Below are 16909 nucleotides of genomic sequence, written 5' to 3'. Positions count from 1 at the left end.
GAATGTTTAATCCATTATCAAAACCGGGAGGTTGCAGATATGAAATGGAATCACTTCAAGTCCAAGCTTCTGCTTAAATACACACTGTCTTACATTTCCATTTTTCTGATACCTCTTGTTATATTAACCATCATTATTTACCACAACGCCGTGGATACGCTCCGTTCCGAGATCGAGCAGACCAACGTCAATCAATTGAACCAGGCAAAAACCGTCATCGATGAGCGCATGAAGGAGCTGCAGGACATTGCGTTTCGTATCGCTTATGATGAACAGCTGACGCATTATTGGACGCATCATCCCTACTACAGCCGGGAATCCATCGGGGCTTTGGTCAAATATAAAGCCACCAGTTCCATCATTGATGAGCTATTCCTGTTCTTCCGTGGAGATAACAGTATTTATTCATCACAGGGCTTTGAGGACCTGAACGTCTTCACCAAAAACTACAAATTCAACAGCTGGAACAAATCCGAGATCGTACACGATTTGAACAACGTTCAGATCCCGACCATGCGCCCTGCAGAGCAAGTAGTACAGGGGACCAAAATTCAAAATTCCATGCTGGCATATCTTGTGCCGATCGCACCTAACAATACGCCTGCCCATGGCACCGTGATGTACTTAATTCATGAGTCCAATCTGACCGGATTGATTGACTCCATCCTCAGCGACTACCATGGAATGACTTATATTTTCGATAATAATGGGCAGGTTTTGGCCGCCAATTACCAAGGCGAAACGATCACCGAGCAGGAAGTTCATGATCTCTTCGAACTTAAGCCCGGAACGCACAGTCTTACCTTAAATCAAGAGCCGCATTCGGTTGTTTCCGTCAAATCTGATTCAGGCTGGACCTATGTCACCGCAATGCCAAGCAACCAGTTTTTCAGCCGAATCGTTCATATTCGCACTTTTGTAATTCTGGTGTTCTCCTTCGTCGTGATGATGGGTACCGTGCTTGCGATTATGCTGGCCCGAAGACAATATCATCCGATTTCGGACTTGATGGAGTTCATACGGATGAAGGACCATCCTGTACCATCCACGACCAGCAACGAGCTGGAATGGATCAAGAAGACGCTGCATGATTACAGCCAGCGCGTCGATCTTCAAGAGCCCTATGCGCGCAATCATATTCTGCTCATGCTGCTAAAGCATGGACATACCGGAGAATTCCCTGCGGAGTTCACAGAGAAGCTGGGCATCCGCTTCAATCGCTCCCATTATTTTGTTGTGACGATGGGCTGGGAATCGAAAACCCTTCCCATCGGCGACAATCTGGAGAAGCGGCCTGTCATGCAGCTGATGAACGAAGTAGATCTGCCATCTCTCTCCGCTTATGCCTATGGAGTAGAGCTGCCGCAGCCCGATCAGCTGGCATTCATTGTCGGATTTGATGCCGAAACCGGTCATGAGGCAAGCCTGAACGCCCGTATGGAGCCGATTACCCAGGCACTGCAATCGATGGCAGAAGAACATACGGGCATCTCTCCCGCGATCGGGGCAGGCAACCGCTACAGCTATCCGGAGCAGCTGAATCAATCCTTTATTGAGGCATCGACCGCTTTGGAAACATCCATTCTTCATGGTCAAGGCAGCATCACCTTCTTCCACACTCTCTCGGGTACAGGGGAAGAGGACTCCTCCTTCTGGGTACCCAAGGATGTGCTGCTGAAGCTGGTTCAGAGCTTGAAACAGGGCAGCTACGATGTGGCGGTTCAGATGGTATCCACCGCATTGAATAACTTGAAGACGGAAATGCCATCCGTACCGCTCTTGCGCTGCATCTGCTTCGATATTCTAAATACGATGCTGAAGACCGCATCGGAGCTCGGCATCCATCATGTCGTCAATCAGCTTCCCCGGGTCACTTCCTATGACTCACTGGAAGATTTGGAGAAGAAGCTGGCAGGCCTTGCCGCAGAAATCTGCGCCCATGTCGAGGCGAAGAGTGAGACGGAAGAGAGCTCGCTAATGGATGAAATCGTCGCTTATATCGACGCCAATTTCGCGGATTATGACCTGAGTCTCGGCATGATTTCATCTAAATTCTCCATCTCATCATCGTATTTCAGCCGCTCCTTCAAAGAAAAGGTCGGCATGAACTTTACCCAGTATATCTGGCAGAAACGGATGGATGAAGTGATCCGGCTGCTGCTGAACACAACAGACCCGTTAAAGGATATTATCACTCGGGTCGGATACCTGGATACACCGAGCTTCATCCGCAAATTCAAAAAAGAGACGGGGTATACACCTGGACAATACCGCAAAATGAACAGCCCCAATGCAGGCGATTCCGTGGATGACGATGATGAGGAATGCATGTGATAACGAAGTTGAATGATAGCGTCGAGTAAGACGACAGATCATGGTAATGGACGCTAGCTACACGCAGTGCACGGAATGGTTGCAGACAATGGCGCGAGGACTGCTTCTGACGATGCATCAAGAAGTGCGTCAGAACGGTTACGCCGAATAAATGAAAACCTCACCGGGCCCTTAAGGTTCCGGTGAGGTTTTTTTGTATGTTATAAGCCGCGATCAAGCGGTCTGTCAATTATGCGCCGCCAGCTTTTGCTATTTCTGAACCGGGGTGCCACGGAGTCCTTGATGCATAACGTCCAGCAGGCGATGGGTCGGGTCGCATCCGTATTCCCAGAACATGATTCCGGCCAAGCCCTGTTCCTTCACATAATCGCATTTGCACTGAATCGATTCCTCATCATCATAAGAAATCAGGCTGGAGCCGTTAAAGAGATACGGCGCACAGGCTTCCTTATCCCAGTAACGAATGTAGCCGTTCTTGTTGATATATTCTGCGGCCAGCTCGGCAAAGGCTGGTCCATAGCCACCCGTGCTGCCCGCCATTTGGTGAAGGCCGTGGTTACGGTCGGGCACCTCGTTCCATACCCGCGAGTAGAAGGCGGCACCGATGACAATCTTCTCCTTGGGAACGCCAGCGCGAACGAACAAGTTCACGGAAGCATCCGTGCTGATTCGGAAGAGGTCACCGGTCGGTGTGTACAGATTCGTGTGATGTCCGGTCAGAATCTGAAACCCGCCGCGCATATCATAGGTCATCAGCTGGACAAAATCTAGATACTGCTGCACCTCAGCCATCTCCGTACCATCCACATAGTACTGGTCAGCTCCTGCGGCAATCGTAAGCAGATAATGCCGCCCATCCCGGCTGCCCTTGGCATCCAGGGCTTCACGGATCGTCTTCAACAGCAGGGTAAAATTCTGTTTATCATCCGGACTCGATCCAATACCGGCCTCACCGTAACAAGGATACTCCCAGTCCAGATCAATCCCGTCAAAAGGATATTCCTCCAGCACTCTTACGGCGGATGCAGCCATACTAGCCCTTCCGCTCTCGGTTGAGGCGGCCTCAGAAAAACCACCGGCGCTCCAGCCGCCAATAGACAGCAACACCGTAAGATTGGGATGATCCCGCTTGATTTCCCGGACAACCTCGCCATTCTTCAAATGTTCAGTGGTAATTTCATCATTCTTGACATGGCCGAAAGCTACGTTCAGATGTGTTAACTTCTGCAGATCCTCCCGCGTCATGTCGGGAAGAACCGAATCAACGGCGTAACCCGCCACAATATACTTGGTCATTACTCTTCACTCCGATCCCTTCTAGGGTTGTAATATCGCGGTCGCAATCTGCAAGGCTTCCTTCCCGGTCCCGAGCTTGTATCCGGAAGCCGCATAACGGATTTGATCCTGACTGTCCACCACGAACAGATGAGGATAGCCCGCTTCATGGGCCGCTGGATTCGAGATAATAGCCGACAAGGAAGCATAACTGGAATCCCGTACAAAAATAGTGCGGGCCGGCAGCTTCGGATAGCTAGCCGAATCAAAGGAGGCCGTCCATTCTGCATCTCCGATCATCAGCACAATTGGCAGCCCCAGCTTATCCAGCGGCTCAGCCAGCTCACCCAGTTCGCGAAGCAAATGCTTGGTCGGCTCCCGCTCGGGTTCGATCCAGGCAGCGATAGCGCCCTCGGATCCCAGAAGGGCCTTCAGATCGGCTCCGCTTCCGTCTAATCGGGTAAGTTCACTGCCCGGAGACAGTGTGCCCAGCACCGGAATGTCGACCGTCGTTTCACGATAGGTCAGCGCTACGCGCGTGGTTTCTCCAGCACGGACAGTAAAGTACGTGAAGCGCACTCTTACCGTTCCATCCTTCAAGCGGATACCTGACGTTAGACGATACGAACCCGGTTCAACCTCATACGGCTCGTCGTAAACATCGGTGCTGCCATATGGATACACCAGGGTTTTGTACACGCCGTCTTCCAGACGGGCGAAGGTAAAGTTCTCGGCGTAGGTTGCAGCCGGTGTATCTTGAGAGGCGTTCGGATCCCTGAGGAGCTGCAGCATCCCCCAGCTTAAGCTCTCCTGATTCTGCTGCGAATCCAGACGGAAGATGGCATCTTCCCAGCCTCCATTACGGAAGTACTGGGGCTTCTGCTCGCTCGGATGCAGACGGGCCGGAATCCCGAGACTTCGGCAAATCGCTACAAACAGAATGTCCAGCGACTGCTCGTCTCCCTTCATGAGGCTGTATGTGCCAACCGGATTTCCCTTACCCTTCAGGTTGGGAAGATCCTCAGCATACGTATAGCCTTTCTCCAAATGCCCGGCAAGCGCAGATGGTTCCTGCTTGAATGCCGCTGCCTCCGCAGCCGTAAAAGCATCAGCGAATACACGTCGATACGGAACCAGCATTTCAAAAGAAGCCCGGGGGCATAGAATATATTTAACGAAGGTATCCTCATCCCACTCTCCACGCTGGGAGAGCGCACCGATCAGATGATCGTCCAACGCCACACTGAAGGTATCGATCAAGTCCTTTTCATTCAGCGACTCCAGCAGCTGCAGCGGCCACTCGCCGTACTCACCGGAACGCTCCTCCAGGAACGCGGCGATTTCCTGGCTATTGCCTCTGGCCTTTTGCAGGACGTCCCATACCCGCTCAGGAGGCAGCCCTAACTTCTTGGCCAGTGTGAATGCTTCTTCTTCGCCGAGGAATGTTTCCTCGTATTTGGTCCGAATCTTCGTCCCTTCCTCCAGACGGCGGTTATGAACCCGGTTCTTCTCTTCGGATAGCGCCGGTACAGTATCCCCTTCTCCTTCCGGAGGAGGAACCATATCAAAATCCACGATCCCTGACGGCTGTTCGGTTGAATCAAGCACAAATTCGATATGCTCGCCATCCTGGGCTTTATAATGAAGTTCACTCCACATCCCATCGTAGACCACTCGGATCAAGAGGTCTCCATAACCCGTCTTGAAAGAAGCCTTCCCTTGCCCATCCGTCTTGATTTCGGCAATCGGATAAAACTCAGCCATATTAAACAGCTCAAATCGAACGCTTGCGCCAGAAGCTGGCTCTCCCTTATCATCCTTCACACTCAAGTACAGGGTGCGAGCCGGTGCATAGTTCCCCAGCAGATTAATCTCTGTAAATCCCTTCTCCTTGAGAGTGATATCCTCCGGTCCGGGATAATCGGCAAAAATCCGCGTATTGATCAGCATCGCCCTGCGTGCAGGCGGACTGAACCAGCCTTGATTCAGGCGGGCTTCCGGTTCGCATGCCCCGATGTAATACCACTCGCCGTCTGCCCATGCTTCCACCCAGGCATGGTTGCTGTCTGAGTGGGCCCAGCGCGGCGTATAGACTTGACGCGCAGGGATGCCGATGCTTCGAAGAGCAGCCACCGCCAGGGTCGACTCCTCGCCGCAGCGTCCGCGTGCGTTGCGAATCATGGTCAGCGGCGAAATGGTCCGCAGATCGCTGCCGATGTAGGTTGCCTTCTCATGACACCAATAATTGGTCTCCAGAATGGCATCCGCCATCGATAACTGCGCCGTCCTTTCAGCCAGTTCGTTATAAAGGATATCGAGGTAATCCTCGATATTCTCCGTATTAACCCGATAAGGAAGCACGAAGTGCAGGAACAGATGATCTGGCACACGCTCGCCCCAAGGCACACGCTTACGAATGTCCAGGGCTTGACGCACATGGTTCAAGAACAGTTCTCCATCATAATCAGCCAAATCGTTCACTGGCATGTAGGCAAACATATATTTCAGAGCCCAAGTCTCTTCTTCCGTCAGCTCCTGGTCAAAAATATGAAACAGTTCATCTTTACGTGCCTCCGCAAAGATGACCTTCTTCTGAAACTTCTGCTCGATCTGCTCCCTTTCTTGCGAATCAAGCGAGAACACCCCCGTTTGACTGGTCATCCCAGCGTTCACTCCTTCCATAACTTTCCGTCTTCCCGAATGCAGATTAGAGCCGTTCCGTCCGATGAAGGGGCGCTAATCTGGAACAAACTGCGAGTCGTTTCAATCACAGGCTGGATGCTCCATGTGTCCTCGCCCATGAGCTGGTTCGCATCCTGTATGAATTCACCATGGGCTTCATAGTAATTACGCTGCCGGTAATAGAGCCTGCGCAGCTCCCACTTGATCCGTTCATCTTCCGGTAGCGTGAATGACTGATGCCCCTCGTTATCGGCGAATACAACATAACCCCACAGCTCTGGATAATGCATATTGATGATGCCCATGGGCGACCATACCCAGTTGTCCTCCGGATAAGGCTTGCCCGTTTCCGGATTCAGTACCTTGCGGTACTCGCCGTCTTGTACCTCGGTCTGCCATTCCACGCGCGAGAAGTTGACGCGCCAGAACTCACCCGGTGCAGGACGGCGGCCCTCTTCAGCACATTCCTTGAGGCTGGTCCAGGGAATCGCCACCTCAAGGCTCCATTTCCGGTTATCAGCGTCCGGACGGTTCAATTCTCCGTCAATATATACAGCCGTTTTGAGTCCATTGATATCCCAACCATTGACCGGCGGCCCGCCATCGCGATAAGGCTTCACAAGCAGCAGATCCCATATCGTGTTCAAGGCATTAATCTCAAATTCATAGTATTGATGGGTGTCTCCATCCGGATCAATGAATATTTCAAAGTCATTATCATAGAAAATAACCGAATCACGTTCTGTCAACGTCGCCCAGATTTGATCCTCAATCAGCTCGGCGGCAAAATAAAAATACTCGTCATCCCAGAGCATTTTAACCCGGGTCTGTTTCCCCGGCTTCGGACGGAGATCCCCTTCGATATCAACGAAATCATCGGTCCATTCCGCCGCATCCCAGAACGCCTTGTCTACGCGGCCATCCAGTACAAGCGGCTGCCCCGCTCGCTTGCAAATATAATGCTTGGGAGCATATTCAATCTTCGGCTCCGGCACTCCAGTTCTGAACATATGTCATTCTCTCCGCTTCATGAGGGAAGCTAAGCGCCTATCAAGCGCTTCCCCTCCCCGTGATGGTTAGTTATGCGTGACAACGGCTCCTGATCCGCCGTACATCTCCAGTTCTTCGTCAAACTCCAGCTTAAGGACCGTCACCTGCTCATGCGTAACCTCCGGCGTCATCTTAATCCATGTCGTCCCCGGGATATTGAACCAAGGCACGCCTCCATGGATTTCATGATGAAGCTCCTTGCCCGAATGCAGCACCGTAATCTTCTTGATTGGGTTGCACAGCCCCTTGATGCACACATTCTCTTTCGGATCATCATATACAAACAGGTACAAGGTCTTTCTATCCTTGGAAATCGTGCTTCCTCCCAGATAATAGCGGGTCATAATGCCTTCGCCCGTTCCAAATACCGCTTCTTCATGGGTCCGAATCCATGCTCCCAGACCAAGCAGAATGTCCTCCTGCCTTGGATCAATGGTGCCGTCTTCTCTTGGGCCGATATCCAGCAGCATATTGCCGCCCATCGAGATGCAGTCGCAGAACATTCGAATGATCTGGTTTAATGATTTGTATTTATGGTCTGTCGGAACGTAGCCCCACGAGGTGTTAATCGTGGTGCAGAACTCCCACGGTCCCTCCGGTCTCGTAATCGGAATGCCCTGCTCCGGCGTTTTATAGTCGCCATGGCCCTGCAGCCGCGAATTAATGATGATATCCGGATTGAAGGATTGCAGGTAATGCTTGAACTCCGGCAGATTCCACTGCTCGGCGCTGCGCTCCCAGTCACCGTCGAACCACAGCAGATCGACCTTCCCGTAATTCGTCAAGATCTCCCGCAGCTGGTTGTTATTAAACTCCAGGAACTTCTGCCACTTCTCCTGATCCTGAACACCGTCCACAGGGCTTGAGTGCGGGTTGACGCTGCTGAGATCCTCCGGTACCCGGCCTCCTTCGAACACGCTCGGATAATCGGGATGCGACCAATCAATTAGAGAGAAGTACATGCCGAGGTGAATCCCCTTCTCCCTGATCGCTTCGGCATATTCCCGCACGATGTCCCGATTGGCCGGAGTTCGCTTGACCACGTTAAGATCGCTGTACTGCGTATCCCACAGTGCAACACCATCATGGTGCTTTGTTGTCAGCACGGCATATCGAGCGCCGGATTTCTCGATCAAATCCGCCCATTTCTCCGCATTGAATTTCGATGCCGTAAAGCCGTCCAGCTGATTCATATACTCTTCGTACGTAATCCTCCCATTATAGAAGGACCAGGACTCCGCGACTCCGTCCACGGCATAAATGCCATAGTGAATGAAGATGCCAAGCTTGGCTTCCTCGAACCATTTCTGCATATCGATCCACACCTCTTCTTAAAGTCCTTAAGTATGCAAGTGAATAATAGGTTTTTACTACCCGCCTCTTAACCTCTTAACGGAACCGCAGTACATGTGCAATCGGGGCTGCTTCCTGACGTTCCTGATCCGGAAGACGAACTACGACGCCTTCGTCCGTACGGCGATATTCCAGCCCCTCCTGACCCCCGACCAGATCAATGCGACTGAACGCAGTCTGAATCGGAATAAACAGCTCTTCAGGGACGACTTCTTGCTCATTTCGATACAGATAGATCGCATAGGTCGTATCGTCTTTTTGGGTAAACTGAACCGCGCCTGAGGAATACGGTTCGCAGACACGAGTGCCATAGATCGCTTCTCCATAGACTTTCAGCCAAGCCCCCATGCCCTTCATTCGTGAAATCGCCGTCTCGGGCAGTCTACCATCCGGCTGTGGTCCCACATTAAGCGCCAGATTACCCCCTTTGGCCACGATCTCGACCAGCAGATGAATGAGTTGACGAACCGTTTTATAACGATCCTCATAACGGAAAGAGAAGGAGGTTCCCATCGTAATACAGCTCTCCCAAGGAACATGAAGGGCACGCTCAGGAAGGGTCTGCTCCGGCGTAATCAGATTCTCGTAAGGTCCGCCAACCGTGCGGTCCGCCGAAAGGAGCCAAGGTTGGATCTGGCGCGCCTTCTCAACCACTTCACCCAGGCGGATATTCTGGTCCCGGTAATCGTTCACCCAGCCCGCATCCAGCCACAGTACATCAATGCGGCCGTAACGGGTCATCAGTTCCATGATCTGCTCATGGGTAAACTGGACAAATTGTTCCCACAGCCACGGATATTTCTTCGGGTCGTAGCTCGGGCCGCGTGATGTAAAGCTTCCGGCCTCCATTCCCGGCGCCCAGTAGTACGGCGTATGCCAGTCGGCCTTGGAGAAATAGGCGGAGATGCCGAGCCCCTTAGCACGGAAGGCATCGAACAGCTCCTTCGTAATATCGGCGTATTTATGTGCATGGAACGGACAGTCCGGACCTGTGACACGATAGTCGGTCGTATGCGTATCCCACATGCAGAACCCATCATGATGCTTGGTGGTAAAGTTCAAATACTTAAAGCCGTTATCGGCTGCCAGGTCAGCCCACAGATCAGGCTGAAAGCGAAGGGGATTGAACGTCTTGTTCAGATCAAAATACTGCCGCTTCAGCTCCTCTGCATCGATATCCCAGTCAATGCCGTCACGTGACCAGTCTGCATCCTTATCGCTCAGCGCCCATGATTCAACAAGGCCCAGCTGAGAATACGGTCCCCAGTGCATCATCAGGCCCAGCTTCTGATCCTTGAACCACTCCAGACGTTCCAGAAGGAGCGGATCCTCCGGCTTTACCCACTTGTCCTCGCTGCTGAAATTGTGCACACCCTGTTCCACAACCGCTTGCTCTTCCTCTACCAGCTTGTTCTCCGACATCGTGTACCTCCCATAATTCGCTTATAATAACGGTTCTTATAAGAGCCGTGTGAGAATCTTGGCCTGCGCTTTAAAAACAATAGCCAACCCCCGGTCATGAATCGACCGGGATACGTTGGCTCTTTGTTTGTTATCTATGCATCTGATTATTGCCCAGTATTCCAGCGATCATATGCGCCTTGATAAAGCTCGACGAGACGGTCGCTGCCCATTTTCTTCACTTGAGCGACGTATTTATCCCAATTCTCAAGCGGCTCCTGGCCTGTTACGAATTTGGCTTCCATCTGCTTCACGTACGTATCCAGGTCAGACGCTAGAGCCGTTGCCTCGCTCTGCTCTTCATTTGTCAAATAGACGTTAGGGAAAGGTGCTTTTCCGATCGGTACCAGCTTCTCTTGGTTCTGCTGCTCAATCCACTCATCGAATTCGGTACGAAGACCTTTCGCAACATCCGGTTCGTTGATGCCAGGCGTCAAAATACCGTAGTTTGGCGTGATTTTGCCGCGATACTCCTCACGATCTCCACCACCTGGAACAGGCAGCCACTCTTTCACACGGTTCTCTTTGTCCTTGAATTTCCACAGCGTGCCTTCAGGTCCTTGGTTAAACAGCGTTGCACCATCGTAGCTGTACAGGTAGTCAATCCAGCGCATGGAAGCTTCGGGCGAAGGGTTGCTGCTGGAAATGGCGAATGTACCTCTTGCAGAAATACCAGGATGCATACCGTATACAGGTGAGCCTTCAATTTCGCTCTTCACTGGCGTCATAAGTGGATTCTCGCTGCTAGGCTCGCCTCCAAGGGTAAAGTACGAATGGTAGTCGTTAAACAAGGCCAGCTGATTGTTTTCTCCCTTAGCCTTTTTCTGGTCAGGTGTTTGAGAGAAGGTATCATGATCCAGCAATTCTTCCTTCCACAAACGATTCATGAATGTCAGATATCCCTTGTAGCCTTCTTCCTGGTAAGGATAATGCACTTTTCCTTCCTTGTCGGAGTAAATGCCCTCGTTGTACATGCCCCAGAAGCCGAAGAAGTACATACGCAGGTCATCCAGCTTGACCGAAGTCAATGGAATCTCGTCTTGTTTGCCGTTTCCGTTCGGATCTTCTTCCTTGACACGTTTCAAGAATGTATATAGTTCCTCAGTCGTTTTAGGTTCGGTTACGTTGAGCGCTTTCAAGAATTTGCCGTTGTACCACATTGGGCCTCTATACCATACGGCAGCCTTGTCGACGAAAGGAAGAGCATAGATATGTCCGTCCGGGGTCGTAAAGGATTTACGGATATCCGGATTCTCATCGAATAATTTCTTGATGTTTGGAGCGTAGCCTTCGTCAATGTACTTCTCTAGTGGAATGAGGATCCCTTGACTGCCATAAGTCACCTGCTCAGCCGACTTCAAATCAGCTGCGTAGAACATATCCGGCAAATCGCCGCTTGCGAACACCAGATTCTTCTTCGTTTCAAAGCTGTCGATCGGGGACAGCTGGTATTCCAGCTTGATGCCCGACAGTTTCTCCATTTCCTGCATGACCGGCATCGTGCTCCAGTCTGCTACGCCCGCATCCTGCGACATCACTTTTAACGTTAGCGGTTTGTCTACAATCGGGAAGCCTTCCTTTTTGACTCCCTCGGTGCTGGCCGTCCCGGTACCCGAGGCTCCCGCATTCTCTTTGGATGAACCACAAGCTGCAAGCATGGTTGCTGCTAAGGTGAGGCAGAGTAAAATCGATGAAGCCTTGCGAAGCTTTTTCATGATAACAACTCCCCTTTTCTGGTGTTTGAATTTATGGTCTAAGATCAGCCCTTAACAGAACCAATCATAACACCCTGAACAAAGTAACGCTGAAGAAATGGATATACAGCAATAACTGGAAGCGTAGCAACGATAATGACGGAATATTTGACCAGTGCAGCAATCTCCGCCTTGGAATTCATCGCCGCCGCTGAAGAGGCATCAATCGCTCCGCCGCCCTGTGCTGCCATCTCCTGAAGAACCAGGATTTGACGAAGGAAGAGCTGCAGCGGGTATTTCGAGGCATCATTCAAATAAATCATGGCACCGAAATAGCTGTTCCAGTGGCCGACACCGTAGAAGAGCGCCATGACGGCAATAATCGGCATCGAAAGCGGCAGCACAATTTTAATGAATAAGCGAAAGTTGGTACATCCGTCGATATGGGCCGCTTCCTGCAGCTCCTTCGGCATGGTGGATTGAAAGAACGTACGGGATACGATGATATTCCAGATGGATGCAGCGCCGGGAAGAATCAACGCCCACATGCTGTTAACCATGCCGAGTTCCTTCACCAGCAGGTAGCTCGGTACGAGTCCGCCGCCAAAGAACATGGTCACGATGAACATCGCCATGAAAAATCCACGGCCCACAAAATCTGAGCGGCTGAGCGCGTACGCTGCGGGCAGCGTGACAATCAGGTTCACGATCGTACCGATCACGGTATATATGATGGTGTTTCTGTAGCCAATCCAAATATTGGCATTCTCAAACACCCGGGCATACCCGTCAAAAGTGATCCCTTTCGGGAACAGCCACATTTCGCCTGAGCTTACAAACTTCGGGTCGCTGATGGAAGCGCTGACAATATACAGCAGCGGGTACAGCACGATGATCAGCGCAATCGTCAAATAGATATAGTTGCATAGTAAGAAAAACTTATCCCCTTTGCTTTCCTTCACTGCGGTTGACATATGTTATTCCCTCCTTCTTCTACCACAGACTGTTTTCACTGGTGCGGCGTGCAATTTGGTTGACAGCGATCAGCAGAATCGCATTAATGACTGAGTTGAACAACCCGACGGCCGTGGAGAAGCTGTACTGCGCATCAACCAGACCAGATCTGTAGACGAAGGTCGAGATAACATCGGAAGAGCTCATGTTCAGCGGGTTCTGCAGCAGCAGGATTTTTTCAAATCCAACTCCCAAAATACTGCCCATATTGAGTATCAACAGAATCGTGATCGTAGGAACGATCGCCGGAATGTTGATATGCAGAATACGCTTGAACCGGCTCGCACCGTCCACGACGGCTGCTTCATGCAGCTGCGGATCGACGCCCGACAAGGCCGCCAGGTAGATAATAGTGCCCCAGCCTGCGCTTTGCCACACGCCAGAGAGTACGTACACGGTCTTAAACCACGCGGGGTCCGTCAGAAATTGCGGTGCTTGGAACCCAAGCATCTCCACAAAATTCACGATCATGCCCGACGATGGCGATAAGAAGGTGATAATCATACCGGACATAACAACGACAGAAATAAAATGCGGCGCATAGGTAACGGTTTGCACGGTACGCTTAAAGAACGAGTCCTTCACTTCATTGAAGGCTAATGCCAGAATGATCGGCAGCGGAAACCCGATGGCCAGCTCATACAAGCTAATGCTGAGGGTGTTCCAGAGCAAATCCCAGAAATAATATGAGTTGAAGAAGCGAACGAAATGGTCAAATCCGACCCATGGGCTTCCCGTAATCCCGAGCGTCGGGATAAAGTTCTTAAAGGCGATTTGTATGCCGTACATCGGCCCATAATGGAAAATGAGAAAATACAGAAATGCAGGCGCGATAAACAGATACAATTCCCAGTTTCGTACCATCCTCCTCCATAATGTATTCTTTCTGCTTTTCAAGATCGTGTTTGCCGATACGTCTGGCGATAGGGCGGACTCAGCATTTTGCTGCATCGCTTTCTCCCTCCTTCTCTATTGAAAATCCGGCCATTTTGTTAGGTTAAGCACCCCTGCTTTATATAAAAGAAAGAGCCTTCCTGGCCACATATCTTCGGCGCCTAAATTGCCGCCTCAGAAATGTTAACGCTTACATCCCAAGTGTATGGATAGCTGCCACATTCGTAAATATGTCATTTTCAATGGACTATGCAAAAGGTGAAAACCCTTGATATAAGGGGCTTTTTAGGACATCGCCCTGCTTGCCATTGTCATTTCCAAACAGGAAAACATGTCAATTTTGACCCCCGCTATCCAACCGAAGATCGTCCCAAACCTCAGGGTAGTTCCTTGACAGATGTCAGTTATGATCTTAAGTTGGAAAAATAAACCGTCACGACAAATCTGACATATTCCAAAATGAAAAGAGGTATTCACTTATGCAGACATCATCATGGATTCTAGCCGGTTATGCGGGGCGTAAAGTTCTATCGGGCATCAGAGCCGAGGATGCCGCTCGACTGACTCATTTGAACGTTGCTTTCGCTCATATCCAGGAAGACAAGATTACGTACTCTGACAGGGATACCATTCATGGGATAAAACGCCTGAAATCCATCAATCCCAATTTACTCGTTCTGTTGTCGGTAGGCGGCTGGGGTTCAGACGGGTTCTCGAAGGCGGCAGCAACACCGGAAGGAAGATCAAGCGTGTGCGAATCGGCAACCAGGCTGCTCGAAGAGTTCCCTTTCGACGGGATTGATCTGGATTGGGAGTACCCCTGCTATTTAATTGCTGGAACTGCTGCATCGCCCAATGACAAGGCGAATTTCACACTGCTCCTGAAGGAGATGCGGGAAGCGCTGGATCAATATGGACAAGGTAAGAAACACTACATGCTTACCATTGCCGCCGGAGCCGATCAGTATTATATCGAGGGTGCCGAAATTGGAGAAATCCATCCCTATCTCGACTTCATTCAGCTAATGACATACGATATGCGCGGCAATTTTCAGACCCTCACGGGCCATCACACCAATCTGTACACCTCCTCGGGCGATCTGTTCCGGATCAGTGTGGATGCTTCCGTCCGCATGTTCACCCTTGCCGGCGTGCCGCGCGAGAAAATCGTAATCGGTGCAGCTTTCTACTCCAGAAGGTGGAAAGACGTACCCGATGTCAATAACGGCTATCTCCAGATTGCCCCTTCTTCGGGCGGCTATGGTCCGACTTACACGCAGCTTGCAGCCGAATATTTCAACAACCCGTCATATAAGCGGTATTGGGATGATGAAGCCAAAGCGCCTTATTTATTCGACGGCAGCAACTTCATCACGTACGATGATCCCGAATCGCTTACTCATAAGTGTAAATACATACAGGAGCAGGGGCTGGCCGGAATTATGTTCTGGGAATACAGCTGCGATGCCACGCACAGCCTGCTGGATGCCATGTTTCAAGCATTTCACTCTTGAACGAAAAGCTGGTGCAGCCCTCTGTCGCAACGAATCTATTGCGCTTGCTGGCTATAGACAAGCTATCAACTGCCAGAAGGCAGCCTCCTACATTTGCGCATGCAAACAGAAAAAAAGCCCCCCTTAACACGGAGCGGCTTTTTTGGCCTAGGTTATTGAATGTGGATATCCCGCGGTAGTTATGTCCTATTACACAGTATCTTGCAACCTACTTCGCTGTACTCCGGTCATCATTCGTAACATCACCGAAGAAGCGGATCGAGTACAGTGCACACAGACCGACGATCGTATAGATAATGCGGGAGCCTGCGGAGCTCTGTCCACCAAACAGCGCAGCCACCAAATCATATTGAAACAAGCCTACAAGCAGCCAGTTAATGCCTCCAATAATCAATAACAGCAATGCAATGGTATTAAATGTTCTCATCGTTTAACCCTCCTTACGTCCGATTTTCATAGCGTTCGTTATATCGCTTGAGGTTCATTTGGGAATTTTAGTATCTATTTTAACCATTACTTGTCTTCGTATTCATGTCCAAACAAAAAACATCCCCGGGGGATGTCCTCGCTTATGCTTATTCATCATATTCCTTCCTTAGACATATGTGGGAAATCCGCGTTGTTGATGCAAAAGCTCCAGGAATACCTCAACGACCTTGGTATGGTAGGGCGTCTTCTGGGTTATCCATGAGAACTGTCGGGCCACCGGCTTACCGTTCGGCACTAGCATGTGAAGGGTCCCCAACTGCATCTCCTTACGCACCGCCCATCGCGACAACAGCGTTACACCAAGTCCGGCTTCCACGGATTCCTTGATCAGCTGGGTGCTCCCGAACTCGACGAGATGTGCAGGATGCACCTGATATTGCGAAAACAACCGCTCCGTCGCGGCGCGAGTACCAGATCCAGCTTCCCTGACAATCCAGGTTTCATTCGCAAGTTCTTGGACGGATATCTCCTGCAGATGGTCATATCGCCCGTTGCGGGGAACCATGACTACCATTTCATCCTCCGCAAAGGCCTCGATATGCAGCATTTCATGCTGATAGTCTCCCTCCACGATGCCAACATCTGCTTCATGGCGCAAGATCATCTCCCCTACCTCCGTCGTATTCCCGATCGTGATTGATGGGCGGATCAGCGGATAATGCTCCCTCATATAAGCAATCACATGCGGCAGCATATACTCGCCAAACGTATAGCTGGAGCCAATCGATAAATGGCCGCCTGCCCGGTGCATCAAATCATCCACCAGCGTGTTCATGCGCGTATACAATCCCAAAATATCCTTCGCATGATGATATACGATCTCTCCAGCTTTATTCAGCCGGACATATTTATTGGTTCTCTCCAGCAGCCTGGTGCCGACAGACCTCTCCAGTGCCTGAATATACTGGCTTACAGCCGGCTGCGTCATTAACAATTCCTCGGCCGCACGGGTGAAATTGCCTTTCTCCACCACGGTTACAAAAACCTCCAGAGTTTGATCCATTCTTCACCCTCCTCTTCATCTGAAACTTCCAACAATCCTTATATGAAATCATAGTATCATAACTAAATACTTATGATGATGATCATAATGATTTATTTTCCTTATTCCATAGAATGAGCTACGATAGGTTCACACCAACCGAACAA

Annotated in this window: 12 protein-coding genes; 2 read left to right on the top strand and 10 right to left on the bottom strand. The window is 50.7% G+C overall.

Annotated features, from left to right (window positions below):
- Positions 1 to 39 precede the first annotated feature (39 nt).
- Positions 40 to 2334, top strand: a complete 2295-nt coding sequence (locus tag AM231_RS26295) for a helix-turn-helix domain-containing protein (RefSeq protein WP_054405301.1) — start codon at positions 40 to 42, stop codon at positions 2332 to 2334.
- Between the two features lie 249 nt (positions 2335 to 2583).
- On the opposite strand, the gene AM231_RS26290 is transcribed toward AM231_RS26295, so the two are convergent.
- The 8 genes from AM231_RS26290 to AM231_RS26255 form a co-directional block, all read right to left on the bottom strand.
- Entirely contained in the window at positions 2584 to 3630 is a 1047-nt protein-coding gene (locus AM231_RS26290; RefSeq protein WP_054405300.1) for a glycoside hydrolase family 18 protein, read from the bottom strand.
- A 21-nt stretch (positions 3631 to 3651) separates the two neighbouring features.
- Positions 3652 to 6270: a transglutaminase domain-containing protein gene (locus tag AM231_RS26285; protein WP_054405521.1), complete on the bottom strand. Its 2619-nt coding sequence runs from the start codon at positions 6268 to 6270 to the stop codon at positions 3652 to 3654.
- Positions 6271 to 6278: 8 nt separating this feature from the next.
- Positions 6279 to 7301 (bottom strand): carbohydrate-binding family 9-like protein, encoded by a 1023-nt coding sequence (locus AM231_RS26280; RefSeq protein WP_054405299.1) that lies wholly within the window; start codon positions 7299 to 7301, stop codon positions 6279 to 6281.
- 66 nt (positions 7302 to 7367) lie between these two features.
- On the bottom strand, positions 7368 to 8654 hold the full coding sequence (locus AM231_RS26275) for an alpha-L-fucosidase (protein ID WP_054405298.1): 1287 nt from the start codon (positions 8652 to 8654) through the stop codon (positions 7368 to 7370).
- Positions 8655 to 8730: 76 nt separating this feature from the next.
- Complete coding sequence (locus AM231_RS26270) at positions 8731 to 10116, bottom strand: alpha-L-fucosidase (RefSeq protein WP_054405297.1); 1386 nt, start codon at positions 10114 to 10116, stop codon at positions 8731 to 8733.
- Between the two features lie 146 nt (positions 10117 to 10262).
- The gene (locus tag AM231_RS26265; RefSeq protein WP_054405296.1) at positions 10263 to 11870 is read right to left on the bottom strand and encodes an extracellular solute-binding protein; all 1608 of its coding nucleotides are present in this window, start codon (positions 11868 to 11870) and stop codon (positions 10263 to 10265) included.
- 44 nt (positions 11871 to 11914) lie between these two features.
- Entirely contained in the window at positions 11915 to 12823 is a 909-nt protein-coding gene (locus tag AM231_RS26260) for a carbohydrate ABC transporter permease (protein WP_053491022.1), read from the bottom strand.
- Positions 12824 to 12842: 19 nt separating this feature from the next.
- Positions 12843 to 13814, bottom strand: coding sequence for an ABC transporter permease (locus AM231_RS26255; protein ID WP_054405295.1), 972 nt, complete (start codon positions 13812 to 13814; stop codon positions 12843 to 12845).
- Between the two features lie 422 nt (positions 13815 to 14236).
- On the opposite strand from AM231_RS26255, the gene AM231_RS26250 reads away from it, so the two are divergent.
- Positions 14237 to 15271, top strand: coding sequence for a glycoside hydrolase family 18 protein (locus tag AM231_RS26250; RefSeq protein WP_054405294.1), 1035 nt, complete (start codon positions 14237 to 14239; stop codon positions 15269 to 15271).
- A 208-nt stretch (positions 15272 to 15479) separates the two neighbouring features.
- On the opposite strand, the gene AM231_RS26245 is transcribed toward AM231_RS26250, so the two are convergent.
- Positions 15480 to 15698, bottom strand: coding sequence for a DUF378 domain-containing protein (locus AM231_RS26245; RefSeq protein ID WP_053491019.1), 219 nt, complete (start codon positions 15696 to 15698; stop codon positions 15480 to 15482).
- Positions 15699 to 15866: 168 nt separating this feature from the next.
- Positions 15867 to 16763, bottom strand: coding sequence for a LysR family transcriptional regulator (locus tag AM231_RS26240; protein ID WP_054405293.1), 897 nt, complete (start codon positions 16761 to 16763; stop codon positions 15867 to 15869).
- Between the last annotated feature and the right edge of the window lie 146 nt (positions 16764 to 16909).

It is taken from the genome of Paenibacillus solani, from assembly GCF_001277345.1.
GTDB classification, from domain to species: Bacteria; Bacillota; Bacilli; order Paenibacillales; family Paenibacillaceae; genus Paenibacillus_AQ; species Paenibacillus_AQ solani.
This window is presented reverse-complemented; position numbering and strand designations above follow the sequence as displayed.